The sequence below is a fragment of the Pseudarthrobacter sp. NKDBFgelt genome (genome assembly GCF_046097905.1).
GTDB classification, from domain to species: Bacteria; Actinomycetota; Actinomycetes; order Actinomycetales; family Micrococcaceae; genus Arthrobacter; species Arthrobacter polychromogenes.
Map to the genome: position 1 here is coordinate 1 of NZ_JBJURL010000059.1, position 26,669 is coordinate 26,669.

Genomic DNA, 26,669 nt, shown 5'->3' on the forward strand with positions numbered 1-26,669 from the left:
AGATGCCGCCAAGGACTCCAAGCTGATCGACGGCGCTGTCCGCGACCTCACCCAGATCACCGGCCAGAAGCCGCAGGAAGGCGGTCCGGCGGCGCGGCCCCAGCCGGGCGGCCACCTGTTCAGTCAGAGCCTCCCGGCGCTCGGTCAACAGCCGCTGCCGCTCATGCGGGTCGGTGCCCTGCCCCCGCAGGTAGAACTTCACCGTCGCCAGGAGGGTGGACGGATCATCGGCGGCCACCGGGGTAGCGAAATCCAGGTTGTAGACCGCATGGCCGTAGAGGTCCAGGTACTCCCGGAAGGCGAAGCGCCACTCCTGCCACAGGGCGTCGTCCACCCCTGCGGGCGGCGACCCTGTGCGCTGGCATTCGGCGAGCTCCGCCGTCGGCCGTTCCAGCAACACTGATGTCAGCCCGGGGTCACTGCGGGCCCAGGCGGCCAGGTCCCACAGGGACTTCTCCGCCCGGATGGGTTCGCTGTCGTACCCCAGGAGGAAAGTCTGGGCCGGCGGATCCCCGGCCCGCCGGGCCAGCTTGTCGTAGAAGGTGCGGAAGGCGAGCTCGCTGCTGGTGGATAGAGGAATGATGGACTGCACGGCCGTGTAGTACACGGTGCCGGCGTCCAGCAGCGCCTGGGCGCCCGCCAGCAGTTCTGCGCCGGTGAGCTCCGCCGGGGGCTTCGCCTGCCAGTCCTTGATGGTCTGCTCGTAGCGGGGGTGGGAGAACCCGCGCCAGCCTTCGATCCCCATGTGCGCCTTGCCGCGGGCCAGCGCACCCACCGCCGGCACCAGTCGGCCTGTCATCCGCAGCAGTCCCGAGGTGCGGTAATAGTAGTAGGCGTAGCCGTTCACGGTGGGCAGCCCCACGTCGCCGTCGCGGATGACGTTCCTGCCCAGCGCCTCCGCCATGAGGGCCTGCAGCGACCTTGCCACGGAGCCGTCCACCAGGTCGGCGAACAGCGGCGTGAGCGGATCCGGCAGCTGTTCCACGATGCTCGCGCGGAAGTAGAGCCCGTTCGGGTACGGCACGGGCCAAGCCTCCGGGGTGTCGGCCGTCGGCTCGGGCAGCGCGGTGATGGGGCGGGACTGCAGGATGAAGAACCTGCCGCCGGCCCGCGCCCACTCGATGTCCTGAGGCGCACCGAAGTGCGCGGCGGCCCGCTGCCCGTGGCCGGCAAGTTCCGCGGCCTCCCGGTCATCCAGGACGGGTTCACGACGGCGGGCTGCCGCCACCGGCTGCTCCCGGGTGCCGTTCTCCGCGTATACAGTCATGACGTCCTTGCTGGCCGTCCGCCGCGACAGTACGGAGCCGGTCCCGGCATCCACCACCACGTCATCGGTGGTGACAGTCCCGCTGACCACCGCTTCGCCCAGGCCCCACGCGGCACTAATCACCGTCTGGTCCCGCCGGCCGTTGGCGGGGTTGGCGGTGAACATGACCCCGGCGGCGTCGGCCTCCACCATCTGCTGGATAACGACGGCGAGGCGCACCTGGCCGGGTTCCACTCCTTCACGCGCGCGGTAGGACATGGCGCGCGCCGTCCAGAGCGAGGCCCAGCAGCCGGTCACGGCCGTGGACAGTTCCACCATGCCGCGGACGTTCAGGGAGGTTTCCTGCTGCCCCGCGAAACTGGCCGTGGCGAGGTCCTCGGCCGTGGCGGAGGAACGGACTGCCACGGGTGTTCCGTTGCCGAGGCGCCCGTAGGCGGCACCGAGTTCGGCGGCGATCCCGGCGGGCATGGTGCCGGTGGTGAACAGGGCGCTGATCCGCCGGGAGGCATTCTGGTACGCCTGCGGCTCCGCCTCCGGTGGCAGCGCCGCGAGTTCCTGGATGCCGGCCGCGAGGTTGTTGGCGTCCACGAACTCTGAGTACGCGGCGGTGGTGAGCACGAACCCGGGCGGGACCGGCAGCCCGGCCCGGATGAGGCCGCCCAGCCCCACGGCCTTGCCGCCCGCCACGGCGATGTCGCCTGGCCCCACATCGCTGAGGTCCCTGATATAGGTCATGGCCGCGCGTCCTTGCTGCCCGGCTGGGGCGCCTGGGGGTGAACCTGATGCTCACATACTGGCACTGCCAGAGGCGGGTGGCCATGGGTCCAAAGTCAGGTGCCGCCGTCGTAATTCACGACGGCGGCACCTGACTTTGGATCACTGAGGCGCGCTTCCTCTTTGACGCTGGAGTGGGGATTCAGCGGGCTGGCGGCGGAGCGGCTGGCACCGGGCGGGCAGGGCGGGGCTTTGCAACCGGTCCGTGAGCGCGCCGGTAGATGAAGTATTCGGCCACGGCCAGGCTGAGTACCCATGAGGCCCCGATCAGCAGCGCCCGGGTCAGCTCGTCAACCGGTCCCACCAGCACGATCCAGGGGATGGTGACCACCACGATGGTTCCCTGGGCGATGCCGATGGCGTACGCCCGGGACATCCATTCGCTGTGGCGGACGTAATTCCGGCGCCGCACCGCGACGAATCCCAGGACGATGAACGCCACCATGGCGGATCCGAACACCAGCCGCAGCACGAGCAGCAGCGGCCCGTCCAGCGGCGGGAGGTCGTAGAAAACGGCCATCCACAAGCCGGACAGTGCGGCAAGCAGGCCGGTGGGGGCAAGGATGCGTCCGGCCACCTTGTGCCAGCTAGGCCTGCCGCCATTGCCGCGGCGCAGCGGGGGAACGAACTGGAACGCTCCGAGCACCAAGTAGAGGGTGACGGTGGGAATATGGATCAGCACGGGAACGGGGGAGTCGAAGAACCTGGCGTTGTCCGGGGTTACCTGGCCTCCGGTGAGGTCGGTCAGGCGGACGGCTCCGGCGATGATCGGGACCAGGCTGAGGAAGATCAGGGAGGCGGGCACCAGCCACCTGGTCTTTGGGTTGGGGCGGGAACGCGGAACGGTTGCAGTTGTCATGGGTTCGCTTCTCTGTGCTGTACTCGGCGGCGCCTGATGGGCTGATGCAGCCCGCGGCGGGAATGGCCAGGCCTTGACGTTGGCGGCCGGAATAACGGTGCCCAGCAAGCACCCTGTTCGTACGGCGTATACGCCCAACGTACGCTTCCCGGTTCCCATAAGCGATAGGCAGGAAGCCGTTCGCCGCGCGTTTCCTACCGCCTACCGCATTAAAGCTACGTTTGCTTACTATCTGCTCCATGATTGCCGGAGGCCGCAGCGGCATAAGAGGGACTTTCGCCTCTGGAGGGGTATGCGCTGCGGCAGCTAGAGGACACTGACGTCTTTGACGAGCAAAGGGAGCACCATGGGCTGGCTGGACCGAGAACGAACCGTTGCCCCGCCGGGATTCAACCGCTGGCTGGTGCCGCCCGCGGCGCTCGCCGTCCACCTCTGCATCGGCCAGGCCTACGCCACGAGCGTGTACAAGACGGCACTGGTCAAGCATTTCGGCGCCAGCCTGACCGAGATCGGCGTGATCTTCTCCATCGCCATCGTGATGCTGGGCCTGTCCGCCGCCATCATGGGCACCTGGGTGGACCGGAACGGCCCGCGCAAGGCCATGTTCACGTCCGCCATGTTCTGGGCGGGCGGCTTCCTGATCGGCTCGCTCGGCATCTTCACGCAGCAGCTGTGGCTCGTGTATCTCGGCTACGGCGTAGTGGGCGGCATCGGCCTGGGCATCGGCTACATCTCACCGGTGTCCACCCTGATCAAGTGGTTCCCGGACCGCCCGGGCCTGGCCACCGGCATGGCCATCATGGGCTTCGGCGGCGGCGCGCTGATCGCCAGCCCCGTCTCCACCGCGCTGCTCAAAATGTACGACCCCAACTCCGGCGCCGCGGATTGGGTGGCCAGCGGCGATGCCGTGGGCAAGCTCTTCCTGACGCTCGCCGTCGTCTACCTCGCCTACATGCTGTTCGGCGCCTTCACCATCAAAGTCCCCGCGGACGGCTGGAAGCCGGCCGGGTTCGATCCCGCCAAGGTCAAGGCCGCCAAGCTGGTCACCACGGAGAACGTCTCTGCCAAGAACGCCGTCAAGACCAGGCAGTTCTGGCTGGTGTGGATCGCGCTGTTCTGCAACGTGACCGCGGGCATCGGCATCCTGGAACAGGCCGCGCCGATGATCCAGGACTTCTTCCGCCAGTCCGACGGCGTCTCCCTGGTGAGTGCCGCCGTCGCCGCAGGCTTCGTGGGGCTTCTCTCCATCGGCAACATGGCCGGACGCTTTGCCTGGTCCGCCACCTCGGACATCACCGGCCGCAAGCGTATTTACATGGTGTACCTGGGCGTCGGCGCCGTGCTCTACACGGTGCTGGCGCTGGCCGGTTCCACCACCACGGTCCTCTACGTGGCGCTGGCGTTCGTCATCATTTCCTTCTACGGCGGCGGTTTCGCCACCGTGCCGGCCTACCTGCGGGACCTCTTCGGGACCTACCAGGTGGGCGCCATCCACGGCCGGCTGCTGACCGCCTGGTCCGCCGCGGGCGTGGCCGGGCCGCTGATCGTCAACGCGTTCCTGGACGCCCAGGGCAAGCCCGGCCAGCTGAACGCCGTATCCTACCAGCCGGCGCTGCTGACCATGGTGGTGCTGCTGGTGATCGGTTTCCTGGCCAACCTGATGGTCAAGCCGGTGGACGCACGATTCCACGAACCCCGCCCGGACCGCGGACGGGCACACGAACCTGCCATGGAGGCCTGAGATGAGCACCGCACACAACACCGGCGCGAAGGCGCCCGCCACCATGTCCACCGGCAAACTCGCAGTCGCCTGGGCGCTGGTGGGTGTCCCGCTGGCGTACGGGATTTACCAGACCATGACCCGGGTGGCGGCGCTGTTCGGTTAGGGAACTCTGCTGTCAGCGCCGCTGGAACGCCCGCACTGCCTCGCCCACCGTCGGGTAGAAGTGTCCGGGCGAGAAGCGGGCGGCCATGCCGTACTGCAGCAGCCTGTCCTTGACCGGTCCCTTGAGTTCCGCGAACACCAGGTCCACGCCGTGCCGTTCCAGCCATTCGTCAAGCTGCACCAGCTCGTCCAGTGCGGTGGTGTCGATTCCGGTCACGGGCTCGGCCGCCAGCACCACGCGTTCGGTGCCGGCAGGTGCCTGGTCCAGTTTGTTGCGCACGAAGGACCCCAGCAGCGCTCCGTTGCCGAAGAACAGTGGTGCGTCGAAGCGCAGGATCAGCATGCCGGGGACGCGTTCGCCTTCCGGATGGCGGCTCACGTCGTGGTATCCCGGCACCCCGGGCACGTCCACCAGTTCAGCTCGGTAGGGCTCCCAGGCCCGCCGCAGGAAGTCCAGGATTGCCAGGCCAACGGCAACGGCGATGCCCGTAAGGACCCCCAGGATAGTGACCCCGAGGAACGCCGCGAGCATCACCAGCGACTCACTGCGGCTCATGCCGATGAGCCGCCGCACACCTGCAGGGTCGGCCAGCGCTGCGGCTGCGGCGATGACAATGGCGGCAAGGGTGGCGGCCGGCAGGAACTCGGTGGTGCCGGGCGCCAGGAGCATAAAGCCGAGCACCAGGACGGCGCCCACCACCCCCGTGACCTGGGTTTTGGCCCCGGACTCCACGGCCACGGGCGTGCGGGACGTGCTGGCCGAGATCGGGAAGCCGCCCATCAGGCCGCTGGCCGCGTTGGCCGCACCCAGGGCAGCCATTTCATGGTTGCCGGAGACTCTTTTGTCCTCCGCCGCGGCCAGGGACTGGGACAGGGTTCCGGTATCAACAAAGACGATGAGGGCGATGGCCGCGGCCGCGGGCAACAACGCCAGGACGTCGGCCCAGCCAATGCCGCCAAGGGCAGGCGCGGGGAGCCCCTGCGGAAGGGCGCCCGTCACCCGGACGCGCCCCTGGAGTTCCAGCAGGGCCACGGCGATGCATGACGCAACCACTGCAATCAGCACGCCCGGTATTTTCCATTTCAGCGAGCGGGGAACCAGGATGAGCGCCAGCGAGGCCAGGCCAATCAGCAGTGACGCCATGTTGGTCTCCCCGGCGAGTACCTTCGGCACCGCGGCGATGAGTCTGTCCCAGGGCGTGCCGCCTTCCACGGAGATCCCCAGAAGGGTGGGAATCTGGGACACGGCCACCAGCAAGGCGATGCCGTTGAGGTAGCCGAGCCGGATGGGCTTGGACAGGAGTCCCGTGACGATTCCCAGCCGCAGGGCCGAACCACACAGCAGAATGACGCCGATCAGGATGGCCAGGAGCCCCGCCAGCGCCACGGATTCCGCGTCGTTGGCTGCGGCGAAAGGGATGAGGGCCGCAACGATCATCGGGGCAAGCGAGGAATCCGGCCCCAGCACCAGCACGCGCGACGGCCCAACAATCGCGTAGACAACCAGGGGTACCACCGTCGCGTACAGGCCGGTCACCGGTGGCAGGCCGGCGGCCTGGGCGTACGCCATGCCCGCGGGGACCAGGATCGCGAAAAGCGCGGTGCCGGCCAGCAGGTCATGGCGCAGCCACTCCATCCTGTAACCACGCAGAGCTGGCGGAACCCACCAGGACAGGGTCTTTCCGGATCGGCGCATCTTCAGATCATGTCCCAACAATGCCCCTGCCCGCCATCGCCAGTCCGGCGGCCGAACGCCCGTGCCGTCCGAGAGCAGAAGGCGCGGAATGCGCCGGTGCCGCAGTTCCACGTCGTAGCCGACGGCGTCGCGTGACGGTTCCCCTCAAGTCCCGTCTATCCCTTTAGCCCAGAAGACCCCGGCATGGCATGAATAGCGTCGCATTTCCCTTGTGGTTCAGATCCTTTTGTAGGAAGGTGATAGTCCGCTGGGGGCGAAACAGGTGGGCACGCACCTGCTCGTCAGCCCCTACGGTGCCTTCGTGCAGCGCGCCGGCCAACGGATCGGAAATCCATGGCTCATACTCTCAGCGTTCGACGCACGCAGGCGGCTGGCGGATCATTACGCCACGGCCCCAGGCTGCTTCGGCTCTTGCTTGTTGCGGTTTTAGCTGCCGCCCTCACAAGCCTCAACATACTCATCGCCCCGCAAGCGCATGCGGCGGACGTCCTCGTGGCTCCGGTGGCAGAGACAGCACCCGTTCCAAGCTCCAGCGATGCGGCAGACGATACCGCGATCTGGATACACCCCACGGATCCGTCGCAAAGCGTGGTGATTGGTACGGACAAATTAAGTACCGGGGGCGTGGGGGTCTACGACCTGTCTGGGCGCCAGCTACATTTCTATCTGCACGGCAGTATGAACAACGTCGACCTCCGGTACAACTTCCCGCTGGGCAGTGAGCGCATTGCCCTCGTCGGCGTGACGGAGAGGAATGAGGGGTCCACCGGCGTTCGATTCTACAAAGTCAACGTCGCGGATCGGTCGTTGACAGAGGTGGGGCGCATCACCACACCGGGCAGGCCTCGCGGCTTCGGAATGTATCACTCCCCGGTCTCCGGGAAGTATTACGCCTTCGTGCATGACTTCAACACCAACGTGATAAGCCAGTTCGAGCTGGACGGCTCCAACGGGTCTGTTCGCGGTACTGCCGTGCGTTCCTTCGACAACGGCGACAGCTCCGAAGGCATTTCGGCAGATGACGAGCTTCAACGTCTCTATGTATCCGAGGAGGAAGTCGGCGTGTGGCGGTACGGAGCTGAGCCGGGGGACGGTTCAACCCGGACACTCGTGGACCGCACTGTGGCAACCGGCGGACGAATAGTGGACAACATCAAGAACACCGCTATTTATTATGGCCGGCAGGGGACCGGGTATTTGATTGTGTCGAGCCAGGGCGGATCCAACTTCGTCGTCTACAACCGCAATGACAACGCTTTCGTCGGCTCCTTCAAGATCGTGACTGGAGGCGGCATCGACGGTGTGAGTGGTCAGGACGGGATTGATGTCACCAACTTCCCACTTGGACCGACCTTTCCCGCTGGACTCTTCACAAGCCAGGACCACAACAACACAGATGCTGGCAACGGCAACAGTGGCAACCAAAACCACAAGCTCGTCTCCTGGCAGCAAATTGCCGATGCTTTCAGCCCAAAGCTGCTTGTGGACACCACTTTTGACCCGCGTCAAATAGGCGCAGACGGTGGAGGAGGAGACCCAGGACCGGACACCACACCGCCCGATACATCGATAACAGGTGGTCCCTCTGGTACCAGCAGCAGCACTTCAGCTGAGTTCACCTTCACTGCAACGGAGCCCGCGACCTTCGAGTGCGCCCTGGATGGGGCTGCCTTCGAGGGATGTACGTCGCCGAAGACATACGCTGACCTCACAGTTGGCTCGCACGTCTTCGCAGTGCGGGCGACCGACGCGGCTGGCAACGCGGACCCAACTCCTGCGGAGCGAACGTGGGTCATCGACACCTCGGCGCCGCAATCCGTGACGTTGACGGCCACAGCGGACACCTATGTGTCCAGCGGGGCGGCGACGACGAACTATGGGACGGCGCCCAAGCTCGCAGTGGACAACAGCCCGGTGGAAAATGCCTACCTGAAGTTCGATTTGTCTGCACTTGCAGGAAAGACGGTCGTAAGTGCGAAGCTTCAACTGCGTGCAACGACCAGCGGCTCAGTGGGAACACAGAACGTGAGGCTGGTTGCGGACGACACGTGGACTGAGGGCGGCCTCACGTACAGCACAAGGCCGGCCCTGGGCAGCAGCGTGCTGGGCAGCCTCGGACCGGTCACATCGAACACGAACTATGAAGTGACCCTGAGTGCGTCAGCCCTGCAGGGCGAGCTGGGCGGCATCCTGTCGCTTGGCATCAACGCCACCAGCAGCGACGGGGCCGACTTCGGCTCAAGAGAGACGACGGCCCCACCACGGCTGGTGCTTCAACTGGGATCGGGCACGGGGACGCCACCCGGGGATACCACCGCACCCACGGTTGCCTCGGTGACTCCTGCAGAGAATGCACCAGACGCAGCGGTCAGCGGAAACGTCACGGCTACATTTTCGGAGGCCATGGACTCGACGACGGTCAACAACACGACGTTCACGCTGGCCGAGGGAACGTCAACCACTCCTGTGGATGCAGTCGTCACCCTCAGCAACAACACTGCCACCTTGGATCCCACAGCCAATCTCAAACCTGGTACGCAATACACGGCGAGAGTCAGCGGAGCGAAAGACTCCGCCGGCAACACAGTGGTGGCGAAGACGTGGACATTCACTACAGCCGCGGCTACTACGCCCTCGGACACGGTGACGTTGACGGCCACAGCGGACACCTATGTGTCCAGCGGGGCGGCGACGACGAACTATGGGACGGCGCCGAAGCTCGCAGTGGACAACAGCCCGGTGGAAAATGCCTACCTGAAGTTCGATTTGTCTGCACTCGCAGGGAAAACGGTCGTAAGTGCGAAGCTTCAACTGCGTGCGACGACCAGCGGCTCGGTGGGAACACAGAACGTGAGGCTGGTTGCGGACGACACGTGGACTGAGGGCGGGCTCACGTACGGCACAAGGCCGGCCCTGGGCAGCAGCATCCTGGGTAGCCTCGGACCGGTCACGGCCAACACCAACTACGAAGTGACACTGGCTGCGTCAGCTCTGCAGGGCGAGCTGGGCGGGATCCTGTCGCTTGGCATGAACGCCACCAGCAGCGACGGGGCCGACTTCGGCTCAAGAGAGACGACGACCCCACCAAGACTGGTGCTCCAACTGCAATAACCGTTGGTGAGCGCGGACAAAGGCAAAGATGTATAAACCGAAAGGCGAGGTCCGAGGGCCTCGCCTTTTGGTTTATCCGTCAACGGACCCCAGCACGTCCCCATCATTACGCGTCCGGCTTTGGCAGGAGGCACCTTCAGCAAACTCGGCTCAGCGGCCAGTTCTCCCGGCATCACCAGGTCACGGTTCCGGCCGCACCGTCCACCGTGATGCTCTGGCCGTCGTGCAGGCGCATGGTGGCATCGGCAACACCCACCACCGCGGGGATGCCGTATTCGCGTGCCACCACGGCCCCGTGCGAAACGACGCCGCCCATCTCCATCACCAAGGCCCCTGCCGTCATGAAAAGCGGCGTCCACCCGGGGTCCGTGGAGGGTGCCACCAGGATTTCGCCGGGTTCCAGGCGGGCACCCACGGGGTCCATGATCACCCTGACCTTCCCGGTGGCGGTACCTGCGGAAGCGGGTGTCCCCGTTAGGCGGTCCGCGGCATCCGGTTGGGGCAGGGCGGCGGCCGCCGCCATCATGGCGGCTTCCACGTCGGTGCCGTCCGAGAGCAGCAGGCGCGGAATGCGCCGGCGCCGCAGTTCGACGTCGTACAGCCTGCGACGGCGGGTGACGATTCCCTTCAGGTCCGCGCCGCGGAGGCCCACACGCAGTTCGTCGAAGTCCAGGAAGAACACGTCACCGGCGTCGCCGATGGTGCCGTTCTTCACCAGTTCGGCGCCCACCTCCGCCAGCTGGCGGTGCATCTCCGCGAGCACCAGCACAATGCAGAACTTGGGCAGTTCCCGCAGGCCGGCGAGCTGGCGTGTGCGGTGCAGGCAGAGGGCCACCAGGCGCCCCCGCAGCCGGCTCTTCGTCCCGGCACGTTCCACCAGCTCGCTGATCCGGGCCTCGGCGTGCCCGGCCGCCCTGGCGAACTGGCGGTCGGGCGACTGTTCGGGATCCTCCACGCGGAGATAGTTGGAGACCATTCCGAGGATGTGGTCCGGTTCCTCGGACCACCTGGGCATCCCCAGGTCGATCTCCGCCACGGCCCGGTGGCCGTACTTGGACAGGAACGCCTCCAGCCCGGACTGGGCCAGAGCGGGCAGCGTGCCCGACCGGTAGCGGGCGGCAAGCTCCCCGGGATTCAGTTCCGTGAACGCCCGGCGGGCCTCCGGATCCCCGCCCAGGGACACCGCCAGGTGCCAGAGCTCCAGGTCCATGATGGTGGTCACGTTGTGGGGAAGCCCGCGCAGCACAGCCTCAAGTTCCCGCGGCTCGGCTATTCCGCGCAGCAGCCTGCGGGCCGCCGCCAGCATCAGGTATCCCATGGCCGGTGCCGGCAGCGAGGCCTGGATCAGCCTGTTGACCGACGTGGCCAGGATGTCCTCGGTGTGCTGGAGCCGGCTGGCCGCAGTGGCCGGCAGGGGGAGGGCCAGCCGGGATGCGAGGCGGTCCTGGTACCGCCACGCCCTCCGCAGTTCCCGGTCCGGCCACAGCAGGGCGCGGACCATGCCCGGAATGATCCCCAGGAAGACGCCCAGGCCCTGGGTGCCTTCGGCGCCTTTGGGCTGCTTCCGGGCAGGGGCGGTGCCGCCCTTGCAGCCGGATTTTTTGCGGGGCGGCCGGGCAACGCTGAACCGCGGATCCTCCAGGAGCCCAGGGAGGATCGCAGCTGACCGTCCGTCCGCGAGCGGGAGCATCCTGGCCAGTACCTCGCGGCCGGATTTGTTGCGGAGGATGGGTGTCAGGTCCACGTACATCCGCAGGCCCGGGTTCAGGGTTTTCCACGGCCCGTTGTTGTTGCCGCGCATGAGAGCCAGCACGTGGAGGCCCATTGGGGTGAGGGGGCGGGTCAGGCCCTGCATCAGTGTGCCGCACAGATACACGCGGGTATCGGCGCCGGCGGCTGTGCTGTCCGTACCGGCCGTCCCGTCCGTGCCGGCTTGCCCGGTGAACGGGTCCTCCTCCGGCAGCGGGTACAGCGTGGTGACGGGCCGCGACTGGGTCAGCCAGGCCTTGCCGCCGCCGTCGATCACCCATTCCACATCCTGGGGCGCGCCGAACAGCCGCTGGGCATCGTCCCCGAGGGAGGTGAGTTCGCGAAGCTGTGCGTCCGCCAGGCTGGGCCGTGTGTCCTGTGGCTGCTGCAGGATCCGGCCCGACGCCGTCTCCACCACGAAGTGGTCCGGGTTCACGGCGCCGGACACCACGGCCTGTCCCGGCCCCGCGCTGGCATCGATGACCGTCTGGGTCCGGGTGCCCGTCACCGGATTGGCGGTGAACAGCACGCCGGCCGTGGCGGCGTCCACCATGCGCTGAACCACGACGGCGAGGCCCACCTCGCGGTGGCTGATCCCGTTTGTGGTGCGGTAGGCCACGGCGCGGTCCGTCCAGAGGGAGGCCCAGCAGCGCCGGACGGCCTCGACGACAGCGTCGGCTCCGTCCACGTCCATGAAGGAGTCCTGCTGCCCTGCGAAGCTGGCGAAGGGGAGGTCTTCGGCGGTGGCGGAGGAGCGCACCGCCACCGGGCCGCTGCCCATCGCGGCATAGGCCTCGCGGATGGCTGCGTCGACGTCGGGCGGCACCGGCCCTGCCAAGATCACGTCGCGTGCCTGCCGCGCGAGGCTGTCCCGGTCGTCGTTCGCAAGTCCGCGGCCGCCGTCGGGCCTTTCCGCCTCTTCGACGCTTCGCGCCCCAGTCCCGTCGATCCCGGCGCCGTCCAGGTGTGCGGCGATCAGGTCCAGTTCAGCGGGTGCAGCCTTCCGGTATGCGGCTGTGCTCAGGCAGAAACCCGGCGGAACGGGGAAGCCGGCAGCAACAAGCCGGCCGAGGTTGAGGGCCTTGCCGCCCACCGTTGCCAGCGAGGCTGACGCCAGTTTGCTGAGATCAACAACCAGGCTAGGGCTGTCGCCGCCCCGCCCGGCGCTTTCTGACGCCATGGCCCCGCTCCTAGCCGTTGTCCGCACCGTCTCCGGTGTCCTCCCACATGACATCCAGGTTGTGGAAGATCACGGGCCCGTCGCAAAGCTTCGCCATCTTGGCAGCGAACTCCGAGGTTTCCGGCCGGCCGGAATTCTCCATTGCCGAGTCGAAGGAATCGAAGTCCACGATGGTGAAGTAGGTCCCCGGGTGGTCCCTGTCCGCCGTGGCAACAATGCGGCGGAACGTGGGCGCAGTGCTTCCCTCGGTTCTTGAGGGTCGGCCGAGCTCTTCGATTTCCTTGATACGTGAGGTCCTGAACTCGATGATCTGCACAAACCCGGGCATGACGGCTCCTCGACGGCGGTGGGCACTGATGCGGATCAGGCTAGTCCCCTCGCCGCGTGGTGCACAGGGCAGAAGTGCCCTACTTTCCCGGCTGCGCGTGGACCATTTTCGGAGCAGCGGCTTCCCGGAGTGCTGTGAGTGCGGTGTGGATGAGGCGGGCCCGGACGGGGTGTGCGCGGGTGAAGGCCACGATGCGGCGGCTCACTGTGGGACCGGTAAGGGGGCGGTCGGTGAGGTTCCCGGGGAGTCCTGACAGCGCGATCCCGGGAAGGACAGTCACTCCCAGGCCGGCAGCGGTAAGGCTGATCGCGGCATGGTGGTCATCGAGCCGGGCTACGTACCGTGGAGTGAACCCTGCCGTTGTGCAGGCCCGGGTGATGATGCGGCCGGTCGGGCCGTCGTGAATGTCGTGGTCGATCCATGCTTCGTCCCGCAGCTGGATCAGGGCCACTGCGTCCTGCGAGCACAGGGGGTGGTTCAGGGGGAGGACCAGCCGCAGTTCCTCCTCGTCCAGGACATGCCGCTGATAGCCCTCAATGGTGAGCGGGTCCGCATCGAGCGCCTCGTTCCGGATGTCAATGTCAGGCTGGTGCCGTCCTCCGCCCGGGTGGAGCTCGTTGATGCTGATCTCCACCACAGTTTCAGGAGAGGCGGTTCGCAGCACGCCCACCACATACGGCATCCACGCCTGGGCGACGGACGCGAAACAAGCAAATGTGATGCGCTCGGCCCGGCCTGCCCTGAGGTCTGCCACCGTACGTTCGAGGCGTTCCAGGTCAGCAAGCGCCTGGCTGCTTTCCTCCGCCAGATGGAGAGCAGCCGGCGTGGCCTCGATGCCCCGGCCACTCTTCTCGAACAGCACCAGCCCGGTCTGCCTGGCCAGGGCCTGCAAGTGCTGGCTCACCGTGGCGGGAGTGAGGTGCAGGCCTGCGGCCGCGCCCTGAACGGAACCGGCAGCGATGACCGCCCGCAGAATGATGAGCTTATGGGGATCCAGCATGTGCCGATTGTATGCCGATGCCTGATGATTCGACGGAAATACTTGCTGGTCCCTCACGATGTTCCCGTGCCAAAGTGAAGGGAAGGGTGCGGGGCAACGGATTAAAGTGGGCCTCCGCGCCGCACCCCCTCCTGAGGCCCGGCGCTCCGCCGCCATCCCTGCCCGACCCGGCCGAAAGGCCGTTCCCGTGGACACATCGAACTACCTCGCCCTGCTGGGAGTAGCCGTAATCCTCGCCATCACCCCAGGGCCGGACACGCTGCTGACCCTCCAGTACGCATTGCGCAGACGGAGCGCAGGGATCTTCGTCGCCGTCGGCTCCGCGTCAGGGATCTTCGTGTGGGCGGGCCTGGTTGCTGCGGGTGTTGCAGCCTTCCTCCAGGACTCGCCCGTGGCCTTCCACACCCTTCGCGTCCTGGGAGGTGCCTACCTCTTCTACCTCGGCTACCGCGCCCTCACCACCCACACCCGCACCCGCATGGCAGCGAGGAAATCGGTGGCAGCAGGATCTGTGGCCGGAGCGCAGGGGCCACGCGCCAGCACCCTCCTCGCCGTAGGCCCAGGTGATGCCTCCGCTGATACCCCTGCCGGTGACCTTCAGCCAGGAGGGGGTATCCCAACGAGGTGGTCGGCGTTCGGTGCAGGGGTGTTGTGTTGCCTCACGAACCCCAAGACCGGGTTGTTCTTCCTCGCCCTCATGCCGCAGTTCAGCCCCACCGGCGCGGGTCCCCTTTACGTCGTCGCCGTGGTTGGCGGCACCGTGGCAGCCGTCATTGGCAGCTACCTCGCCGTCGTCGCTCTCGGTGCACACACCGCCGGAACCTGGCTCAACCGGCCCGCGGTTACCCAATGGATCCACTGCATCTCCGGCGTGGTCTTCATTGCGCTCGGACTCACCACCAGCATCCCCGTCGTCACCGCTCTGCTCTAACCCATGATCGCGAAACGGACGGCACGCGCCGGGCCCGACGGCGGCGGTCACTTCGCCGTCGAACGTTACGTCAGCGGTGTGCGCGCCCCAGGGACGGACGTTGCGGGCCGGAGCACGGACTACGTGTTCAGCTCGGCAGCGGCGAAGGACACAGCGAAACGCGCGCACCAAATGCTGACCGAGTTGTAGTCGCCCAGTACCGTGGCGGCCGGAATCTCGTAGTTCTGATCGCCCTTGTTGGCTTTCAGCGCGCCCAGGTCCAGGTAGGCGCCGTCGTCGAAGACGTGCCAGCCTGCCACTCCCTCAATGACCGGGGCATCGCTCAGCCACACCTTCAAGTCCAGCCCATCAGACGTGTCAAGGCCTTCGAGCCGGAGGATCCGGCTCCCGTCCGAGAGCTCAAGAATTCTCACCGTTCCGGAGCTGGCATGTTCGTGGCTGATGAGCTGGCCTGTTGCCAGTTCACGCGGAGCGGCGGGTGCGGCCGGTGGGGCCGGTGCGGCGGGCGTGGCGGATGCAGCGGGGGCGCTGGGTTCCGCCGTCGATTCCTGGGACGGGACAGCGGCCGGGGCAGCGGCTGGAATGTCCTCGGTCACGGTGGAGCTGGTGAAGATCCGCCAAGGCTGGAACAGGTAGAGCCCCACAGCCACCGCAATTGCAGCCGCGAACAATCCCGCCACGATGGCAGCACGCTTTCCCATAACACCTCAACGAGCGGATGGATGGCGGCGTTCCTCGGCGGGCGCATGCAGCGGCCTCCTCCATAGCGCCGCCGCGAGCACTGCCACCCACAGCAGGAACACCCCGATGCTGATCCGCTCGCCGATGCCCAGCACGAGGTTCGGCCCCGGAGCCGCTGCGAACGCCACCATGCCCATGAGGGCAGAAGCGAGGAGAGAAAGGATCGAGTACCACCGCATCCGGCCATGGAACCCCGCCGCCACGAAGCACATCGCGGCCACCATCAGTCCGAGCTGGATGTTGGTGGCGAAGATGTGCATGGGAACGGACGCATCGTCACCCAGCGTCAGCGGGTACAGGGCACCCATGATGTTCCACAGCCCGTCCGCGGTGGGCAGGCCGCCCGCGATGCGCAGGGCGCGGTTCCCCTGCACGGAATTCCATACGCCCACACCGAAAGCGACGAACAGGGCTGTGTAGAGCCGCGTGAATACGACCAGGACGCCCCGGCCGGGGGAGCCCACGGCGAACAGCTCGCTCACCATCTGCTCCGTGCGGCGGTACCCTTCCCACCGCGACGCCGCCAATCCGTCCGTGGCAACCACATAGAACAGTGAAGACAGCGGCCCGGCAGCCAGGAGGACCCGCCGGACGGCGTCCCGCCGCGGGCTGCTGGTTTCTGCGGCCCGCCCGCGGCGGGGGTTCCGCCCTTTTGCGATCGGCATTGTCGAAGGTCCTCAGAGCCCGCGGCTTGGTGAGCGTTTAGTGCAGGACCCGCGGGCGTGAGGCCCTGATGCCTACCTGTTCAGTCTGTGCCGCGTTGCCGGATACGGGCAGGGCCAAGTGGCCTTGCCCGCCCGGTTAGTCGATGGCCTCGATCCCCTGCCGCTTCAGTTCCTCCAGGTGGCTGCGCATGTGCTGCAACGCCTCGGGGGAGTGCGGCTGCCAGTCCGGAACCTCGCCGAGCACGCGGAGGGGTTCGCGGGTGCGGTAGGACCGGGTGGGGTTGCCGGGGAACTTCTTGTCGGTGAGGTTGGGGTCGTCCTGGAACGGGCCGGTGGGCTCCACCCGGTAGATCCTGCCGGGCCCCTCGCCCGCGCTGAGTTCGGCGCCCCAGGTGGCGGCGTCCAGGGTGGCCGTGAAGTAGAGGTGGTTCGCGGCGTTCCGTCCGCCGTAGTTGGAGAGGTACCCGGGAACCAGCAGGTCTCCGGGCCGCACATCGGCCTTGGTGCCGTGATAGAAAGGCCCGGAATCGTTGGGGCCGGTTGGGTTGTTCTGGAGCGGGTGCAGGAACGCCGCGGCATCCGCGGCCACCCGGTCCGGGCACTCCCACAGGACCAGGTGCCCGGCGTCGGGATAGACCTCCAGCACGGCACCAGGAATCCGCGATGCCAGAACCTCCTGGTCCTGCCGCGGCAGCAGGTCATCCTGGCCGCCGTAGAGGATCAGCGTGGGCGTCCGGATGGTGCCGGCTTCGGTGGGTGGGGCGGCAGCGGTCAGCCCGGCCAGGATCTTCTTCCACACGTGGGCAGGCATCCGGATGCCGTCGCGCACCCGCTCCTCCAGGTACCAGTCCGGAACAGGCTGGTGCAGGGTGAACCAGGAAAGCGACGACCGGACCCAGTCCTCATTGATGGGGTCGGCCAGCCGGTCCACCTCCTCGGCGAAGGCCGGCCGCCTCTGCAGGCTCAGCGGCGACCCCACCAGGACCAACCCGGCCACCCGCCCGGGATGCGATGCCGCGAGCTGCTGGGCTACGTAACCGCCGCTGGAGGAACCGAGGACGAACGCCGTCTCCACCCCGGCTGCGTCCAGGATGGCCGCCGCGTCCTCGGCCTGTTCGGCCAGGGAGTAGCCGTCCCCGGGTTTGTCCGCCTCGCCCTGGCCGCGGAGGTCCGGTGCATAGACCCTGAAGCTGGCCAGCCCCGGCAGCAGGCGGTCGAAGCAGCGGCGGGATTCACCCCACGCGTGCAGAAGGAGCAACGGTTTCGCGTCAGCGTCGCCCTGGATCAGGCACGGCACCGTGATGCCGGTGCGCAGGGCCAGGTTCCGGACCTCGGATTCCATGGCTTCAGGGTACGCCGGGTTCTTGAAGGGGAGTACGACGGCGGCACGCCGCTTGGGTGCCCCGGCCCCGGAACCAGCGGGTATTCCCCGGCCTATTGACTGCCTGCAGGCGGAGGAATAGTTTCTGCCGTAGCGGGGTCAGGCACCCCGCTACCACGGAATGAAGGGCCGGATCTGGGCCGCTCCTGCACCGCAAAATACAGGAGGAAACATCATGCCGAAGTATCTGTTTGAAGCAACGTACGTGGGCCAGGGAATCAAGGGGCTCATGCAGGAAGGCGGCACCAAGCGGCGTGAGGCGCTGGTGGAGGCCCTCACGTCCGTAGGCGGAACGCTGGAGAGCTTTTACTACGCCTTTGGCTACTACGACGTGCTTGGCGTTTTTGAGGCGCCGGACGATGCAAGTGCCGCTGCCCTGTCGCTGCTGATCAATTCGAGCGGGAACGTCAACGTCCGCCTGAAGCCGCTCCTGACGGTGGAGGATCTGGACGAAGCCGCCAAGAAGACGCCGACCTACCGCGCGCCGGGACAGTAGGGCGCCGGGACGGTAGGGGAGCCTGGCAGACGAGCCAGCAGGCCGCCGTCGTACATTTGCGACGGCGGCTGCCTTAGGGTCCGGAGGAGCGTGTGGCCCTGGTGTGCGGGGGCCTGTCCTTCAAGAGGACAGTCGCGGCGATAGCGCCCCCGGCGGCGGCGAGGGCCAGCGGGCTTAGCAGAATTGTGCCCAGGATGGCGAGCCCCGAATCGGACACGGGCCTCGACGCCGCAAACAGGCAGGCAACGTCCATCGCGAAGGCGGCCGCGTAGCCGGCGCCGAAGCAGACGAGCAATGCAGGCGTCCTGTAGTCCCTGGTAAATGCCCTCACGGCTGCGTCGTAGGCAAGATATTTGAGGCCGACGACCGTGGGGGCGAAGGTCAGAACGAAGAAGACGTCCAGATCCTCCGGGACTTCCCTGAGGGGGACGTTCGCGTTTCCCTGGTAGACACCGGCTGAGTGAAACCACATGCTGCCCACCTGGGCCGCGATCAGCAGGACCGAGACCGCGGCGTACCTCAGCGCTGTTCCACCCCGGGTCATCCCTAAAGCCATGGCTCAGTATGGCACTCGGGATCACTGGTGAGGAGCTGTTTCCACTCGCTCAGCCACGGTCCCCTAGGGGGAGGTGAGGGTGAGGATGAGTTTGGGCCGGTTGGTGGTGGTGGTGTTCTCGCTGGAGGCGAAGTCGAGTCCGTCGCTGCTGGAGGAGTCCAGGGCCAGTGAGAGTTTTTGGCCCAGTTCGGTCTTTAGTGCCTCCCGGTCCAGGTTGACGCTGTAGGTGGCGGCGGTGGTGGCGCCGGTCAGTGTCCCTGTGAGGGTTCCGAGGGGCGGGCGGGAGTTGTAGCGGATGGCGCTTTCGGTCCAGGCGTCGTCCGGGACGAGTTTGACCCGCTGGCTGCCTGTTGAGCCGTTGGTGACCCGGAGTTGGAGCTTGGCGTCCGTGATTGTCTTGCCCGTGTGGGGCCCGAGGTCGAACTTCAGGTAGCTGATTGCGGTGGGGCTGTAATCGACACCGAGCACGGTGGCTGCGCCGTAGTCGGTGGTGGTGGCACCGCTGGAGACGTAGCTGTCCTCGAGCGCCTCAAGGGTGATGGTCTCGGCAGTTCCGCCACCGCCGGCAGCGGCGGCGGTAGTGAAGGTCCACGTCTTGGCCGTGGCCAGCGCATTGCCGGTGGTGTCCTTCGCCCCGGTGGTGATGGACGCGGTGTAGGCCGTGGAGGCGGCCAGGTCTGCGTTCGGGTCCAGGGTGACTACCCGGTTGGTGGCGTCGTAGGTCACCCCGGCCGTCACTGCAGCTCCGGCAGCGTTCTTCAGCGTCACGGTGGTGCCGTTGATTGTGGTGGCGTCCATCGCCTCGGAGAAGGTCCCGGTCACACTCGTGTTCACCGCCACCCCGGTCGCCTGGTCGTTCGGGGACACAGCGGCCACCGTCGGCGCCGTCGTATCCCCACCACCGCCTGTGCCCTCCCCGCTGAGGGTGAGGATGAGTTTGGGCCGGTTGGTGGTGGTGGTGTTCTCGCTGGAGGCGAAGTCGAGTCCGTCGCTGCTGGAGGAGTCCAGGGCCAGTGAGAGTTTTTGGCCCAGTTCGGTCTTTAGTGCCTCCCGGTCCAGGTTGACGCTGTAGGTGGCGGCGGTGGTGGCGCCGGTCAGTGTCCCTGTGAGGGTTCCGAGGGGCGGGCGGGAGTTGTAGCGGATGGCGCTTTCGGTCCAGGCGTCGTCCGGGACGAGTTTGACCCGCTGGCTGCCTGTTGAGCCGTTGGTGACCCGGAGTTGGAGCTTGGCGTCCGTGATTGTCTTGCCCGTGTGGGGCCCGAGGTCGAACTTCAGGTAGCTGATTGCGGTGGGGCTGTAATCGACACCGAGCACGGTGGCTGCGCCGTAGTCGGTGGTGGTGGCACCGCTGGAGACGTAGCTGTCCTCGAGCGCCTCAAGGGTGATGGTCTCGGCAGTTCCGCCACCGCCGGCAGCGGCGGCGGTAGTGAAGGTCCACGTCTTGGCCGTGGCCAGCGCATTGCCGGTGGTGTCCTTCGCCCCGGTGGTGATGGACGCGGTGTAGGCCGTGGAGGCGGCCAGGTCTGCGTTCGGGTCCAGGGTGACTACCCGGTTGGTGGCGTCGTAGGTCACCCCGGCCGTCACTGCAGCTCCGGCAGCGTTCTTCAGCGTCACGGTGGTGCCGTTGATTGTGGTGGCGTCCATCGCCTCGGAGAAGGTCCCGGTCACACTCGTGTTCACCGCCACCCCGGTCGCCTGGTCGTTCGGGGACACAGCGGCCACCGTCGGCGCCGTCGTATCCCCACCACCCGGCGGTGTGTCCCCAAGATTTATGTGGGCGTGCCAGTACCGGGCGTTGGGGGTGCTCGCGGCCGCCAACACCACCAGGCCTGTCTGACCGTTGACGTTTTGTTTCGTTGATGTGGGGTCGTTGATGTCCGTGTCGGTATCGCTGCTGATGATTGGCGTTCCGGCGCCGGGAGGGAAGGAAACGTTGTCCAGCGGCGACTTCTTGTAGTAGACGGTGCCGCCCTCCTCCGGTGCGACCGCAAACATCCAGACCTGACGGTGCTCCTCGTCAATCATGACCATGGGCCGGGTGTGCTCATCCTCCACAGCGCCGAACTGCGCGCTGGTCCATTGGGACCTACCGTCGCGCACCAGGAGCGCCGCAAACGTTTGACCGACGTTCCGGTGGGCTGTCTTGATTGCTGCGTAGAGGCGGCCGCTGCCGTCACTTGTCAGTTGCCTGAGGTTCAGGTGGTCGTTCGCACATCCCCCGGTGCAGTTGTTTCCGCCCCCATAGGCCACCTCTGTCTGCCACGAGTTCTCCGGCTGACCGTCCTGGTGGATGGCCAGGTAGAACTTCCTGTGCTCCGCCCGCTGGTTGCTCCACATGATTCCGATCTTGTCGCCCTGGAACGACGTGACTGCAGAGATATCGTCGTGGTGCACCTGGGCGTTTGTTGTCGGCAGGACGAACGGAGTTCCCCATGCTGTGTCGCTCGTCGTCGAGTGGTTGACATAGACACGGTTGCTGTTGTCCGCCGAGACGACCGTGTAGGTGACCCACAGCTTGCCGACGGAGTCTTTGGCCACCGTAATCGATTCCGTACTCCCACTGTGAAGGGTGACGGGGAAACCGGCGTCCCGCGAGTAGGTCTTTGTCGAGGCGTTGTAGCTGAAGCGGTGAAGTGCTGCGGACCCTGAGGTCACTGCTTCCTGGGAAGGTGGAGAGCTCCACTCCGATTCCACAGTCGTGCCGGACACGACGTAGAGCTTGCCGTCCTTTGCGTCCCACAGCGCGTCACCGCGCGCACTCGCCCGTGCATCAACAACCGTTGCCGTCTCCTGCCACGCCTGGGTCGCGACGTCGAGGCGGTGGATTTTCGTCGCATTTGCGGACGCGCTCCACAACAGCCCCCACCAGCTCCCATCCTGGTACCAGAGCTTGCTCTGCGCTTTGTCCGCAGTCGGGTTTCTCACGCCGTCGCCTGCGTACGATGGCCCCGGTTTTCCGAGATCGGCTGCCTGGGCGGGGGCGGGGAGCGCCACAGAGGCGGCTGCGGCGAGTAGCAGAGCAATGAAAAGGCGTAGCAGACGCATAGTGGTGTCCTCGGGGTGATGTCGGCGACACGGAGGCCGTTTCTTCACCTCCCGGAGGGAACACTTTATGTCTGCTCGCCACATCCTGGACCGCAGCGGAAGCAGATAGGGGAGGCAGGAGGGGGGTATTAGGTAGGCATGTACCGTACCCTCCCGCTGGAGTTCAGGGTTGTCCAGCAGCACGGCACCCGGCCGGCTGGCCGCCGTCGTACATTTACGACGGCGGCTCCATAGGTGTTGCTGGACTCAGGAACTCTGGTCTACGGCAATCACAATCTTTCCGCGGGTGTGCCCCTCCATGTTTGAGCGGAAGGCGTCCGCGGCCTTTTCCAGCGGGAATACCTCGGCAACTTCCACGCGGATCTTCCGGCTGTCCACCAGATCGGCGAGTTCCTGAAGGTCGGCTCCCACGGGATTGACCCACATCCAGTCGCCCCCGTGCTGTTCCACTTCACTGTCCGCGATCGAGGCGTGCCGGCCTCCCTCGGCCAGCACCGCCAGCGTGGCGTCGAGATTCCCGCCCACAAAGTCGGCAACCACGTCCACGCCGTCCGGGCGCAGTGCCCGCACGCGCTCCACGAGCCCTTCCCCGTACGCAACGGGCTCGGCTCCCAGGGAGCGGAGGAATTCGTGGTTCTTCTCCGAAGCTGTGGCTATAACACTCGCGCCGAGGGCCACCGCGATCTGGATGCCCAGGGAGCCCACGCCTCCGGAACCGCCGTGGATCAGGACGGTTTCGCCCGCTTTCAGGCCCAGCCGGTTGAGGACCTGGTAGGCGGTCAGTCCGGCCAGCGGCAGCCCTGCCGATTCGTTCCACCCGAGCGAGGCCGGCTTACGGGCCAGGAGCCGCTCCGGCAGCGCGATGTACTCGGCAAAGCTTCCGCCGTGGACGTAGTCCTTGCGGCCATAGGAGATGACCTCGTCGCCGGGCTGGAACTGCCGGGCATCGATGCCCACCGATTCCACTATCCCTGCCACGTCCCAGCCGGGGATGGCGGGGAACTCCAAGTCCATGACGGCGTCAAGTCCGCCGGCCATGATCTTCCAGTCCACCGGGTTCACAGCGGCAGTCTTGACTTTGACCAGGACCATGCCGGGCCCCACTTTTGGCATTGGCTGATCGCCGAATTCGAGGACGTCCGGGTTTCCGTAAGTTTTGTAAGTAATTGCCTTCATGACTGCCACAACGGCATGGCGGCGCTTCGCTATTCCGGATCCCCGCGCAAAGTGGCGAACCGCACGGGGAGAGGTACGAGCAGCGGAGCAGGCATGGGAATTCGTGCCGCGGCGCGGGCGCGAGACCGTAGACTCGGGGTCATGTCTTATGGGGGGACGCCGGCTCGGCGCATAGGAGTGTTCATGGCTGCGGCCGTTCTGGCCATGCCGCTGGCGGGGTGTGAATACAGCGGTCCGGACGAGCCGCTGGTACCGTCGTCGCCGCCGGCCGCAACGCCGTCGGCCGCGTCCTTCAAGGACAACGTCAACGAGGTCACGCGTTTGCTCGACGCTTCCCCTGCCGATCCCGGCATGCCGTCCGAGGCTGAACCCGCCGGGAAGCTGTCCCTGGAGCTGGCGCCCGGAGACTACCTGGTCACCGGCGCCTGCGCAGGGGTTTACGGGGCCAAGCTCACCGTTGTGAAAGCCGACGGCGTCCCGGAAGCGTCCAGCTTCGAGTGCACCTCCACGCTGGACCGCTTTGTCAGGCACGACGGCGGGCCCCTCACCATCAGCGCGGTGCCTCCCACGGGCAGACCCGCCGCGACGGGCGTCAAGGTGCAGGCCAACCCTGACCGCAGGCTTTCGGAGTTCGAAGACCTCTCAGACTGGGCAGCACAACAGCTGCAACCGCCTATGCCCGGCGAGTTGCGGGGCACCAGCAGCGGGAACACAATAACCACCGCAGGCCTGACGGCCGCCCCGGGGCAGTACGAACTCCAGCTCGTGTGCGCCGGACTGCCGAAGGCTGAGCTGTCCGTCTCCACCTGGAATGGAACGGAAGTCCTCGCCCCCGTGCAGGTCCCGTGCAGCGGGAGTGTGTTCAAGGCCCCGGTGGTGCTGCCCACCGAGGGGGCCGACCTCACGATAGGACCCGGGGGCCTGGACAGCCGCTTCGCGTACCGGCTCGTCCCGACAGGCCAGCCCTGAATTCCGTCCGGATGCCGCGGACCCGGCTGGGCGTAGGGTGGGAGGCGGACGAAAGGAGCATTTCATGAAGAAAATCCTCATGGTTTTGACCAGCGTTTCCGAGATCGGCGATACGGGAGAGAAGACCGGCTACAACGTGGCCGAGGCTGCACACCCCTGGAAGGTGTTCAAGGATTCCGGGCACTTCGTTGACTTTGCGTCCATCCAGGGCGGCCAGCCCCCGCGCGACGAGGTGGACACGAAAGACCCCATCCAGGTCGCCTTTACGGAGGATGAGACCACGCGCGCCGGCCTCTACAACACTGCCCGCGTCGACGTCGTGGATCCGGAGCAGTACGACGCCGTATATCTCGTGGGCGGGCATGGCACCATGTGGGACTTCCCGGACAGCGAAGGCCTGCAGAACCTGGTGGCCAGCGTTTACAACAACGGCGGTCTGGTGGGCGCGGTCTGCCATGGACCGGCCGGCCTGCTGAACGTGGAGCTGGCGAACGGGCTTCGGCTCGTGGAGGGCCGCAAGGTGGCTGCCTTCACCAATGACGAGGAGGTCGCTGCAGGCAAGGACAAGGTTGTTCCGTTCTTCCTGGCAGACCGGCTTGAGGAGCAGGGCGCAACCCACGTCTCCGCCGGTGTCTTCGAGGAAAAGGTTGTTGTTGACGAGCGGCTGGTGACCGGCCAGAACCCGTCGTCGGCTGCCGGTGTGGCCAAGGAGATGGAGAAGCTCTTCGCAGTGGTCATCCACCAGGAAAAGGCCGAGGAACAGCATGACGCGGAGGCCCTGCGCGCCGAGAAGGATGCCGTCAAGGCTGCTGCCGCCGCGGAAGCGGAGCAGTAACACCCGCAGGCACTGAAACTGACGGCCACCCGGATGATGGGGTGGCCGTCAGTTTTACGTCCGGGAGGCGGCAGCCGGGGTGCAGCTCTAGGCTTGGCCTATGGTTACAGATGATGAGAAGGACCCGCCCGTCCCCGCTGACGTTGAGGGCAAGATCCCGAAAAAGGTCCACGACAAGCCAGGCACCGATGATCATAAGGCAGTGGCCGACGAACCCAAGGACTAACGAGTCCCGCATTAGGCCTTGAGCGGTTGGGGCCGATCGCCATACAGTGACTGCCACCGACACTTCAGGAGAGACGCCATGTCCCTTGTCCGCGTGCACAACTTCTCGGTCTCGCTCGACGGCTTCGGCACCGGCGAAGGCCAGCAGCTGGACGCTCCTTTTGGCCACGCAGGCATGCGGCTGATGGAGTGGGCCTTCGAGACGCGGACCTTCCGCGCGATGGGCCTCCATGGGGAATCGGAGGGATCCTTCGGTACCGACGAGGCTTTCGCCAGCCAGTGGGGACCCGGGGTCGGCGTCGAAATCATGGGGCGCAACAAGTTCGGTCCCCAGCGCGGTCCCTGGGAGAACGAGGATTGGAAGGGGTGGTGGGGCGACAACCCCGTGTTCCACACTCCTGTGGTTGTCCTGACACACCATCCCCGGCCGGTCCTCGAAATGGAAGGCGGAACAACCTTCCATTTTGTTGACGCGGATCCTGCCTCCGCCCTTGAACAGGCCCGAGCCCTTGCGCCCGGCATGGACGTCAGGATTGGCGGCGGTGCCAGTACGGTCCGGCAGTTCCTCGAGGCCGACCTGATAGACCACATGCATATCGTCCTCGTGCCGATCCTTCTGGGCCGGGGTGAACGGCTCTGGGACGGACTCGAGGGCCTCGAAGAACGATTTGACATTGAAGCGACCCCCTCTCCGCAGGGGGTTGTCCACTTGGTTTTCACCCGTCGCGCGGCTGTGTAGGTGGGGGAAGGCCCGACGGCGGCACCTGGGTTTATCCCGCGACCGCGGCCTTCGCTGCCTGCGAGGCCTGCATCCATTCGCTCAGCCACGGGGCGCGGACGCTGGAGGTGATCCGGCAGTCGGCCACGAAGGTTCCCTGGGCGCCGGCATCGATCCAGTCCTGCAGCGCGGACAAGTCCGCCAAAGTCCGGATGATCGCCGCCTCAGCACCCAAAGCCCTGGCAACGCCGCTGAAGTCCACCTCGGGGATCAGCATCGGCTTTTCGGTCAGGCCCTGCGAGCCGTACTGGTGGATCTCGGCTCCGTAGGCGGCGTCGTTGTAGATCACCACGATCGCGCTTCGGGCCGCGCCGATCAGCGATTCGAGGTCCGCCAGGCCCATCAGGAAACCGCCGTCGCCGGAGGCCAGCACCAGGGTGCGGCCGTCCTCCAGCGCACGGGCTGCCCCGACGGCGCTCGCAAGTCCCAGCCCGATGGACTGGAAAGCGGTCCCCACCATCACCAGGTCCTGCGGCCGCGGAATGTTCCAGTACATGGGTGCCCAGCCGATGAAGTGCCCGCCGTCCTGGATTACCGTGCGGCGTTCCGGCAGCACGGCATCCAGCGCGGTGGCGAGGGCGCGCGGGTCCAGCCGCCCGTCCGGGGTTTCACTGGAGCCTGGGTCGTGGCCGGGCCCTTCAGCCAGACGCCGAGAGGCTTCTGCCCGCCAGCCTTCCGCCGCAGCCTCGCCGTCGAGCAGCGTCAGCAGTCGCGAAGCAGCGGTCTTCGCGTCCGCGCTGACGAACAGGTCTACCCTGGGGTGCGTCGGCTGCAGGCCGGCGTCGATCTGGATGACCGTGCTGTCCGGGCCGAGCAGGTGCCCAAACCGCATGGTGAAGGGGCTCAGGCTGGCCCCGGCCACCAGGACCACGTCCGCCTCGCCCATGAGCCCGGCCGCGGTGTCGGTGCCGAAACCGCCGGCCACGCCCAGGTACCCCTCGCCATTGAGGAGGTTGAGCGCCAGGGCGGTTCCGGCGGTCAGTGCGCCGAGCCGGTCGGCGAGCTCCCGGAGCTCCGGGCCG

At 66.6% G+C, this 26,669-nt stretch carries 21 protein-coding genes and 3 pseudogenes; 10 read left to right on the plus strand and 14 right to left on the minus strand.

Annotated elements, in window-relative coordinates:
• Nucleotides 1-76 (plus strand): annotated as a pseudogene (locus ACKAE7_RS15040) (50S ribosomal protein L5); the annotation flags it as partial.
• A 1,029-nt stretch (nucleotides 77-1,105) separates the two neighbouring features.
• Here ACKAE7_RS15040 and ACKAE7_RS15045 read toward each other — a convergent pair.
• Together ACKAE7_RS15045 and ACKAE7_RS15050 are read right to left on the minus strand one after the other, a co-directional pair.
• A pseudogene (locus tag ACKAE7_RS15045) lies at nucleotides 1,106-2,002 on the minus strand (PEP/pyruvate-binding domain-containing protein); the annotation flags it as partial.
• Between the two features lie 181 nt (nucleotides 2,003-2,183).
• A complete protein-coding gene (locus ACKAE7_RS15050) occupies nucleotides 2,184-2,900 on the minus strand; it encodes a DUF2306 domain-containing protein (protein ID WP_408979600.1) in 717 nt (238 codons plus the stop codon).
• Nucleotides 2,901-3,246: 346 nt separating this feature from the next.
• Here ACKAE7_RS15050 and ACKAE7_RS15055 point away from each other — a divergent pair, with 346 nt between their 5' ends.
• Nucleotides 3,247-4,641 carry an OFA family MFS transporter gene (locus tag ACKAE7_RS15055; RefSeq protein ID WP_408979619.1) on the plus strand — a complete coding sequence of 465 codons (1,395 nt, stop codon included), beginning with the start codon at nucleotides 3,247-3,249 and terminating at the stop codon, nucleotides 4,639-4,641.
• Between the two features lies 1 nt (nucleotide 4,642).
• Entirely contained in the window at nucleotides 4,643-4,786 is a 144-nt protein-coding gene (locus ACKAE7_RS15060; RefSeq protein WP_408979601.1) for a hypothetical protein, read from the plus strand.
• Between the two features lie 12 nt (nucleotides 4,787-4,798).
• On the opposite strand, the gene ACKAE7_RS15065 is transcribed toward ACKAE7_RS15060, so the two are convergent.
• Entirely contained in the window at nucleotides 4,799-6,421 is a 1,623-nt protein-coding gene (locus ACKAE7_RS15065) for a SulP family inorganic anion transporter (RefSeq protein WP_408979602.1), read from the minus strand.
• Between the two features lie 471 nt (nucleotides 6,422-6,892).
• Between ACKAE7_RS15065 and ACKAE7_RS15070 the strand changes: the two genes are divergently transcribed.
• A complete protein-coding gene (locus ACKAE7_RS15070; RefSeq protein WP_408979603.1) occupies nucleotides 6,893-9,592 on the plus strand; it encodes a phytase in 2,700 nt (899 codons plus the stop codon).
• Between the two features lie 172 nt (nucleotides 9,593-9,764).
• Here the strand turns inward: ACKAE7_RS15070 and ACKAE7_RS15075 are convergent, their stop codons facing one another.
• From ACKAE7_RS15075 to ACKAE7_RS15085, 3 genes are all read right to left on the minus strand, one after another.
• Nucleotides 9,765-12,521, minus strand: a complete 2,757-nt coding sequence (locus tag ACKAE7_RS15075; protein ID WP_408979604.1) for a PEP/pyruvate-binding domain-containing protein — start codon at nucleotides 12,519-12,521, stop codon at nucleotides 9,765-9,767.
• A 10-nt stretch (nucleotides 12,522-12,531) separates the two neighbouring features.
• Nucleotides 12,532-12,849 (minus strand): hypothetical protein, encoded by a 318-nt coding sequence (locus ACKAE7_RS15080; protein ID WP_408979605.1) that lies wholly within the window; start codon nucleotides 12,847-12,849, stop codon nucleotides 12,532-12,534.
• A gap of 79 nt (nucleotides 12,850-12,928) precedes the next feature.
• Complete coding sequence (locus ACKAE7_RS15085) at nucleotides 12,929-13,849, minus strand: LysR family transcriptional regulator (RefSeq protein ID WP_408979606.1); 921 nt, start codon at nucleotides 13,847-13,849, stop codon at nucleotides 12,929-12,931.
• A gap of 187 nt (nucleotides 13,850-14,036) precedes the next feature.
• Between ACKAE7_RS15085 and ACKAE7_RS15090 the strand changes: the two genes are divergently transcribed.
• A complete protein-coding gene (locus ACKAE7_RS15090; protein WP_408979607.1) occupies nucleotides 14,037-14,780 on the plus strand; it encodes a LysE family translocator in 744 nt (247 codons plus the stop codon).
• 119 nt (nucleotides 14,781-14,899) lie between these two features.
• On the opposite strand, the gene ACKAE7_RS15095 is transcribed toward ACKAE7_RS15090, so the two are convergent.
• From ACKAE7_RS15095 to ACKAE7_RS15110, 4 genes and pseudogenes are all read right to left on the minus strand, one after another.
• Entirely contained in the window at nucleotides 14,900-15,481 is a 582-nt protein-coding gene (locus ACKAE7_RS15095; RefSeq protein WP_408979608.1) for a DM13 domain-containing protein, read from the minus strand.
• 6 nt (nucleotides 15,482-15,487) lie between these two features.
• Nucleotides 15,488-16,186 (minus strand): DUF998 domain-containing protein, encoded by a 699-nt coding sequence (locus tag ACKAE7_RS15100; RefSeq protein WP_408979609.1) that lies wholly within the window; start codon nucleotides 16,184-16,186, stop codon nucleotides 15,488-15,490.
• A gap of 136 nt (nucleotides 16,187-16,322) precedes the next feature.
• Nucleotides 16,323-16,751, minus strand: coding sequence for an NAD(+)--rifampin ADP-ribosyltransferase (arr, locus tag ACKAE7_RS15105; protein ID WP_408979620.1), 429 nt, complete (start codon nucleotides 16,749-16,751; stop codon nucleotides 16,323-16,325).
• Between the two features lie 27 nt (nucleotides 16,752-16,778).
• A pseudogene (locus ACKAE7_RS15110) lies at nucleotides 16,779-17,528 on the minus strand (alpha/beta fold hydrolase); the annotation flags it as partial.
• Between the two features lie 214 nt (nucleotides 17,529-17,742).
• Here ACKAE7_RS15110 and ACKAE7_RS15115 point away from each other — a divergent pair.
• A complete protein-coding gene (locus ACKAE7_RS15115; RefSeq protein ID WP_408979610.1) occupies nucleotides 17,743-18,063 on the plus strand; it encodes a GYD domain-containing protein in 321 nt (106 codons plus the stop codon).
• A gap of 73 nt (nucleotides 18,064-18,136) precedes the next feature.
• Here the strand turns inward: ACKAE7_RS15115 and ACKAE7_RS15120 are convergent, their stop codons facing one another.
• The 3 genes from ACKAE7_RS15120 to ACKAE7_RS15130 all read right to left on the minus strand — a co-directional run bounded on the left by ACKAE7_RS15120 (nucleotide 18,137) and on the right by ACKAE7_RS15130 (nucleotide 22,840).
• Complete coding sequence (locus ACKAE7_RS15120) at nucleotides 18,137-18,607, minus strand: hypothetical protein (RefSeq protein WP_408979611.1); 471 nt, start codon at nucleotides 18,605-18,607, stop codon at nucleotides 18,137-18,139.
• Between the two features lie 75 nt (nucleotides 18,608-18,682).
• The gene (locus tag ACKAE7_RS15125) at nucleotides 18,683-21,544 is read right to left on the minus strand and encodes an Ig-like domain-containing protein (protein ID WP_408979612.1); all 2,862 of its coding nucleotides are present in this window, start codon (nucleotides 21,542-21,544) and stop codon (nucleotides 18,683-18,685) included.
• A gap of 366 nt (nucleotides 21,545-21,910) precedes the next feature.
• A complete protein-coding gene (locus tag ACKAE7_RS15130) occupies nucleotides 21,911-22,840 on the minus strand; it encodes an NADP-dependent oxidoreductase (RefSeq protein ID WP_408979613.1) in 930 nt (309 codons plus the stop codon).
• A gap of 183 nt (nucleotides 22,841-23,023) precedes the next feature.
• Here ACKAE7_RS15130 and ACKAE7_RS15135 point away from each other — a divergent pair, with 183 nt between their 5' ends.
• The 4 genes from ACKAE7_RS15135 (at nucleotide 23,024) to ACKAE7_RS15150 (ending at nucleotide 25,608) form a co-directional block, all read left to right on the plus strand.
• Nucleotides 23,024-23,809: a hypothetical protein gene (locus ACKAE7_RS15135; protein ID WP_408979614.1), complete on the plus strand. Its 786-nt coding sequence runs from the start codon at nucleotides 23,024-23,026 to the stop codon at nucleotides 23,807-23,809.
• Nucleotides 23,810-23,873: 64 nt separating this feature from the next.
• Nucleotides 23,874-24,644 carry a type 1 glutamine amidotransferase domain-containing protein gene (locus tag ACKAE7_RS15140; protein ID WP_408979615.1) on the plus strand — a complete coding sequence of 257 codons (771 nt, stop codon included), beginning with the start codon at nucleotides 23,874-23,876 and terminating at the stop codon, nucleotides 24,642-24,644.
• A 100-nt stretch (nucleotides 24,645-24,744) separates the two neighbouring features.
• Nucleotides 24,745-24,870, plus strand: a complete 126-nt coding sequence (locus ACKAE7_RS15145; RefSeq protein WP_408979616.1) for a hypothetical protein — start codon at nucleotides 24,745-24,747, stop codon at nucleotides 24,868-24,870.
• Nucleotides 24,871-24,948: 78 nt separating this feature from the next.
• Nucleotides 24,949-25,608, plus strand: a complete 660-nt coding sequence (locus ACKAE7_RS15150) for a dihydrofolate reductase family protein (protein ID WP_408979617.1) — start codon at nucleotides 24,949-24,951, stop codon at nucleotides 25,606-25,608.
• Between the two features lie 31 nt (nucleotides 25,609-25,639).
• Here the strand turns inward: ACKAE7_RS15150 and ACKAE7_RS15155 are convergent.
• The coding region (locus ACKAE7_RS15155; RefSeq protein ID WP_408979618.1) for a thiamine pyrophosphate-dependent enzyme at nucleotides 25,640-26,669 on the minus strand (1,030 nt) is incomplete at its 5' end.

Bases quoted from the DNA above. Each gene is read 5' to 3' on its own strand.
- ACKAE7_RS15080 (WP_408979605.1), bottom strand. From the start codon at position 12,849: ATGCCCGGGTTTGTGCAGATCATCGAGTTCAGGACCTCACGTATCAAG.
- ACKAE7_RS15100 (WP_408979609.1), bottom strand. From the start codon at position 16,186: ATGCCGATCGCAAAAGGGCGGAACCCCCGCCGCGGGCGGGCCGCAGAA.
- ACKAE7_RS15130 (WP_408979613.1), bottom strand. From the start codon at position 22,840: ATGAAGGCAATTACTTACAAAACTTACGGAAACCCGGACGTCCTCGAA.
- ACKAE7_RS15145 (WP_408979616.1), top strand. From the start codon at position 24,745: ATGGTTACAGATGATGAGAAGGACCCGCCCGTCCCCGCTGACGTTGAG.
- ACKAE7_RS15115 (WP_408979610.1), top strand. From the start codon at position 17,743: ATGCCGAAGTATCTGTTTGAAGCAACGTACGTGGGCCAGGGAATCAAG.
- ACKAE7_RS15065 (WP_408979602.1), bottom strand. From the start codon at position 6,421: ATGGAGTGGCTGCGCCATGACCTGCTGGCCGGCACCGCGCTTTTCGCG.
- ACKAE7_RS15135 (WP_408979614.1), top strand. From the start codon at position 23,024: ATGGCTGCGGCCGTTCTGGCCATGCCGCTGGCGGGGTGTGAATACAGC.
- ACKAE7_RS15075 (WP_408979604.1), bottom strand. From the start codon at position 12,521: ATGGCGTCAGAAAGCGCCGGGCGGGGCGGCGACAGCCCTAGCCTGGTT.
- ACKAE7_RS15120 (WP_408979611.1), bottom strand. From the start codon at position 18,607: ATGACCCGGGGTGGAACAGCGCTGAGGTACGCCGCGGTCTCGGTCCTG.
- ACKAE7_RS15085 (WP_408979606.1), bottom strand. From the start codon at position 13,849: ATGCTGGATCCCCATAAGCTCATCATTCTGCGGGCGGTCATCGCTGCC.
- ACKAE7_RS15060 (WP_408979601.1), top strand. From the start codon at position 4,643: ATGAGCACCGCACACAACACCGGCGCGAAGGCGCCCGCCACCATGTCC.
- ACKAE7_RS15150 (WP_408979617.1), top strand. From the start codon at position 24,949: ATGTCCCTTGTCCGCGTGCACAACTTCTCGGTCTCGCTCGACGGCTTC.
- ACKAE7_RS15095 (WP_408979608.1), bottom strand. From the start codon at position 15,481: ATGGGAAAGCGTGCTGCCATCGTGGCGGGATTGTTCGCGGCTGCAATT.
- ACKAE7_RS15055 (WP_408979619.1), top strand. From the start codon at position 3,247: ATGGGCTGGCTGGACCGAGAACGAACCGTTGCCCCGCCGGGATTCAAC.
- ACKAE7_RS15140 (WP_408979615.1), top strand. From the start codon at position 23,874: ATGAAGAAAATCCTCATGGTTTTGACCAGCGTTTCCGAGATCGGCGAT.
- ACKAE7_RS15050 (WP_408979600.1), bottom strand. From the start codon at position 2,900: ATGACAACTGCAACCGTTCCGCGTTCCCGCCCCAACCCAAAGACCAGG.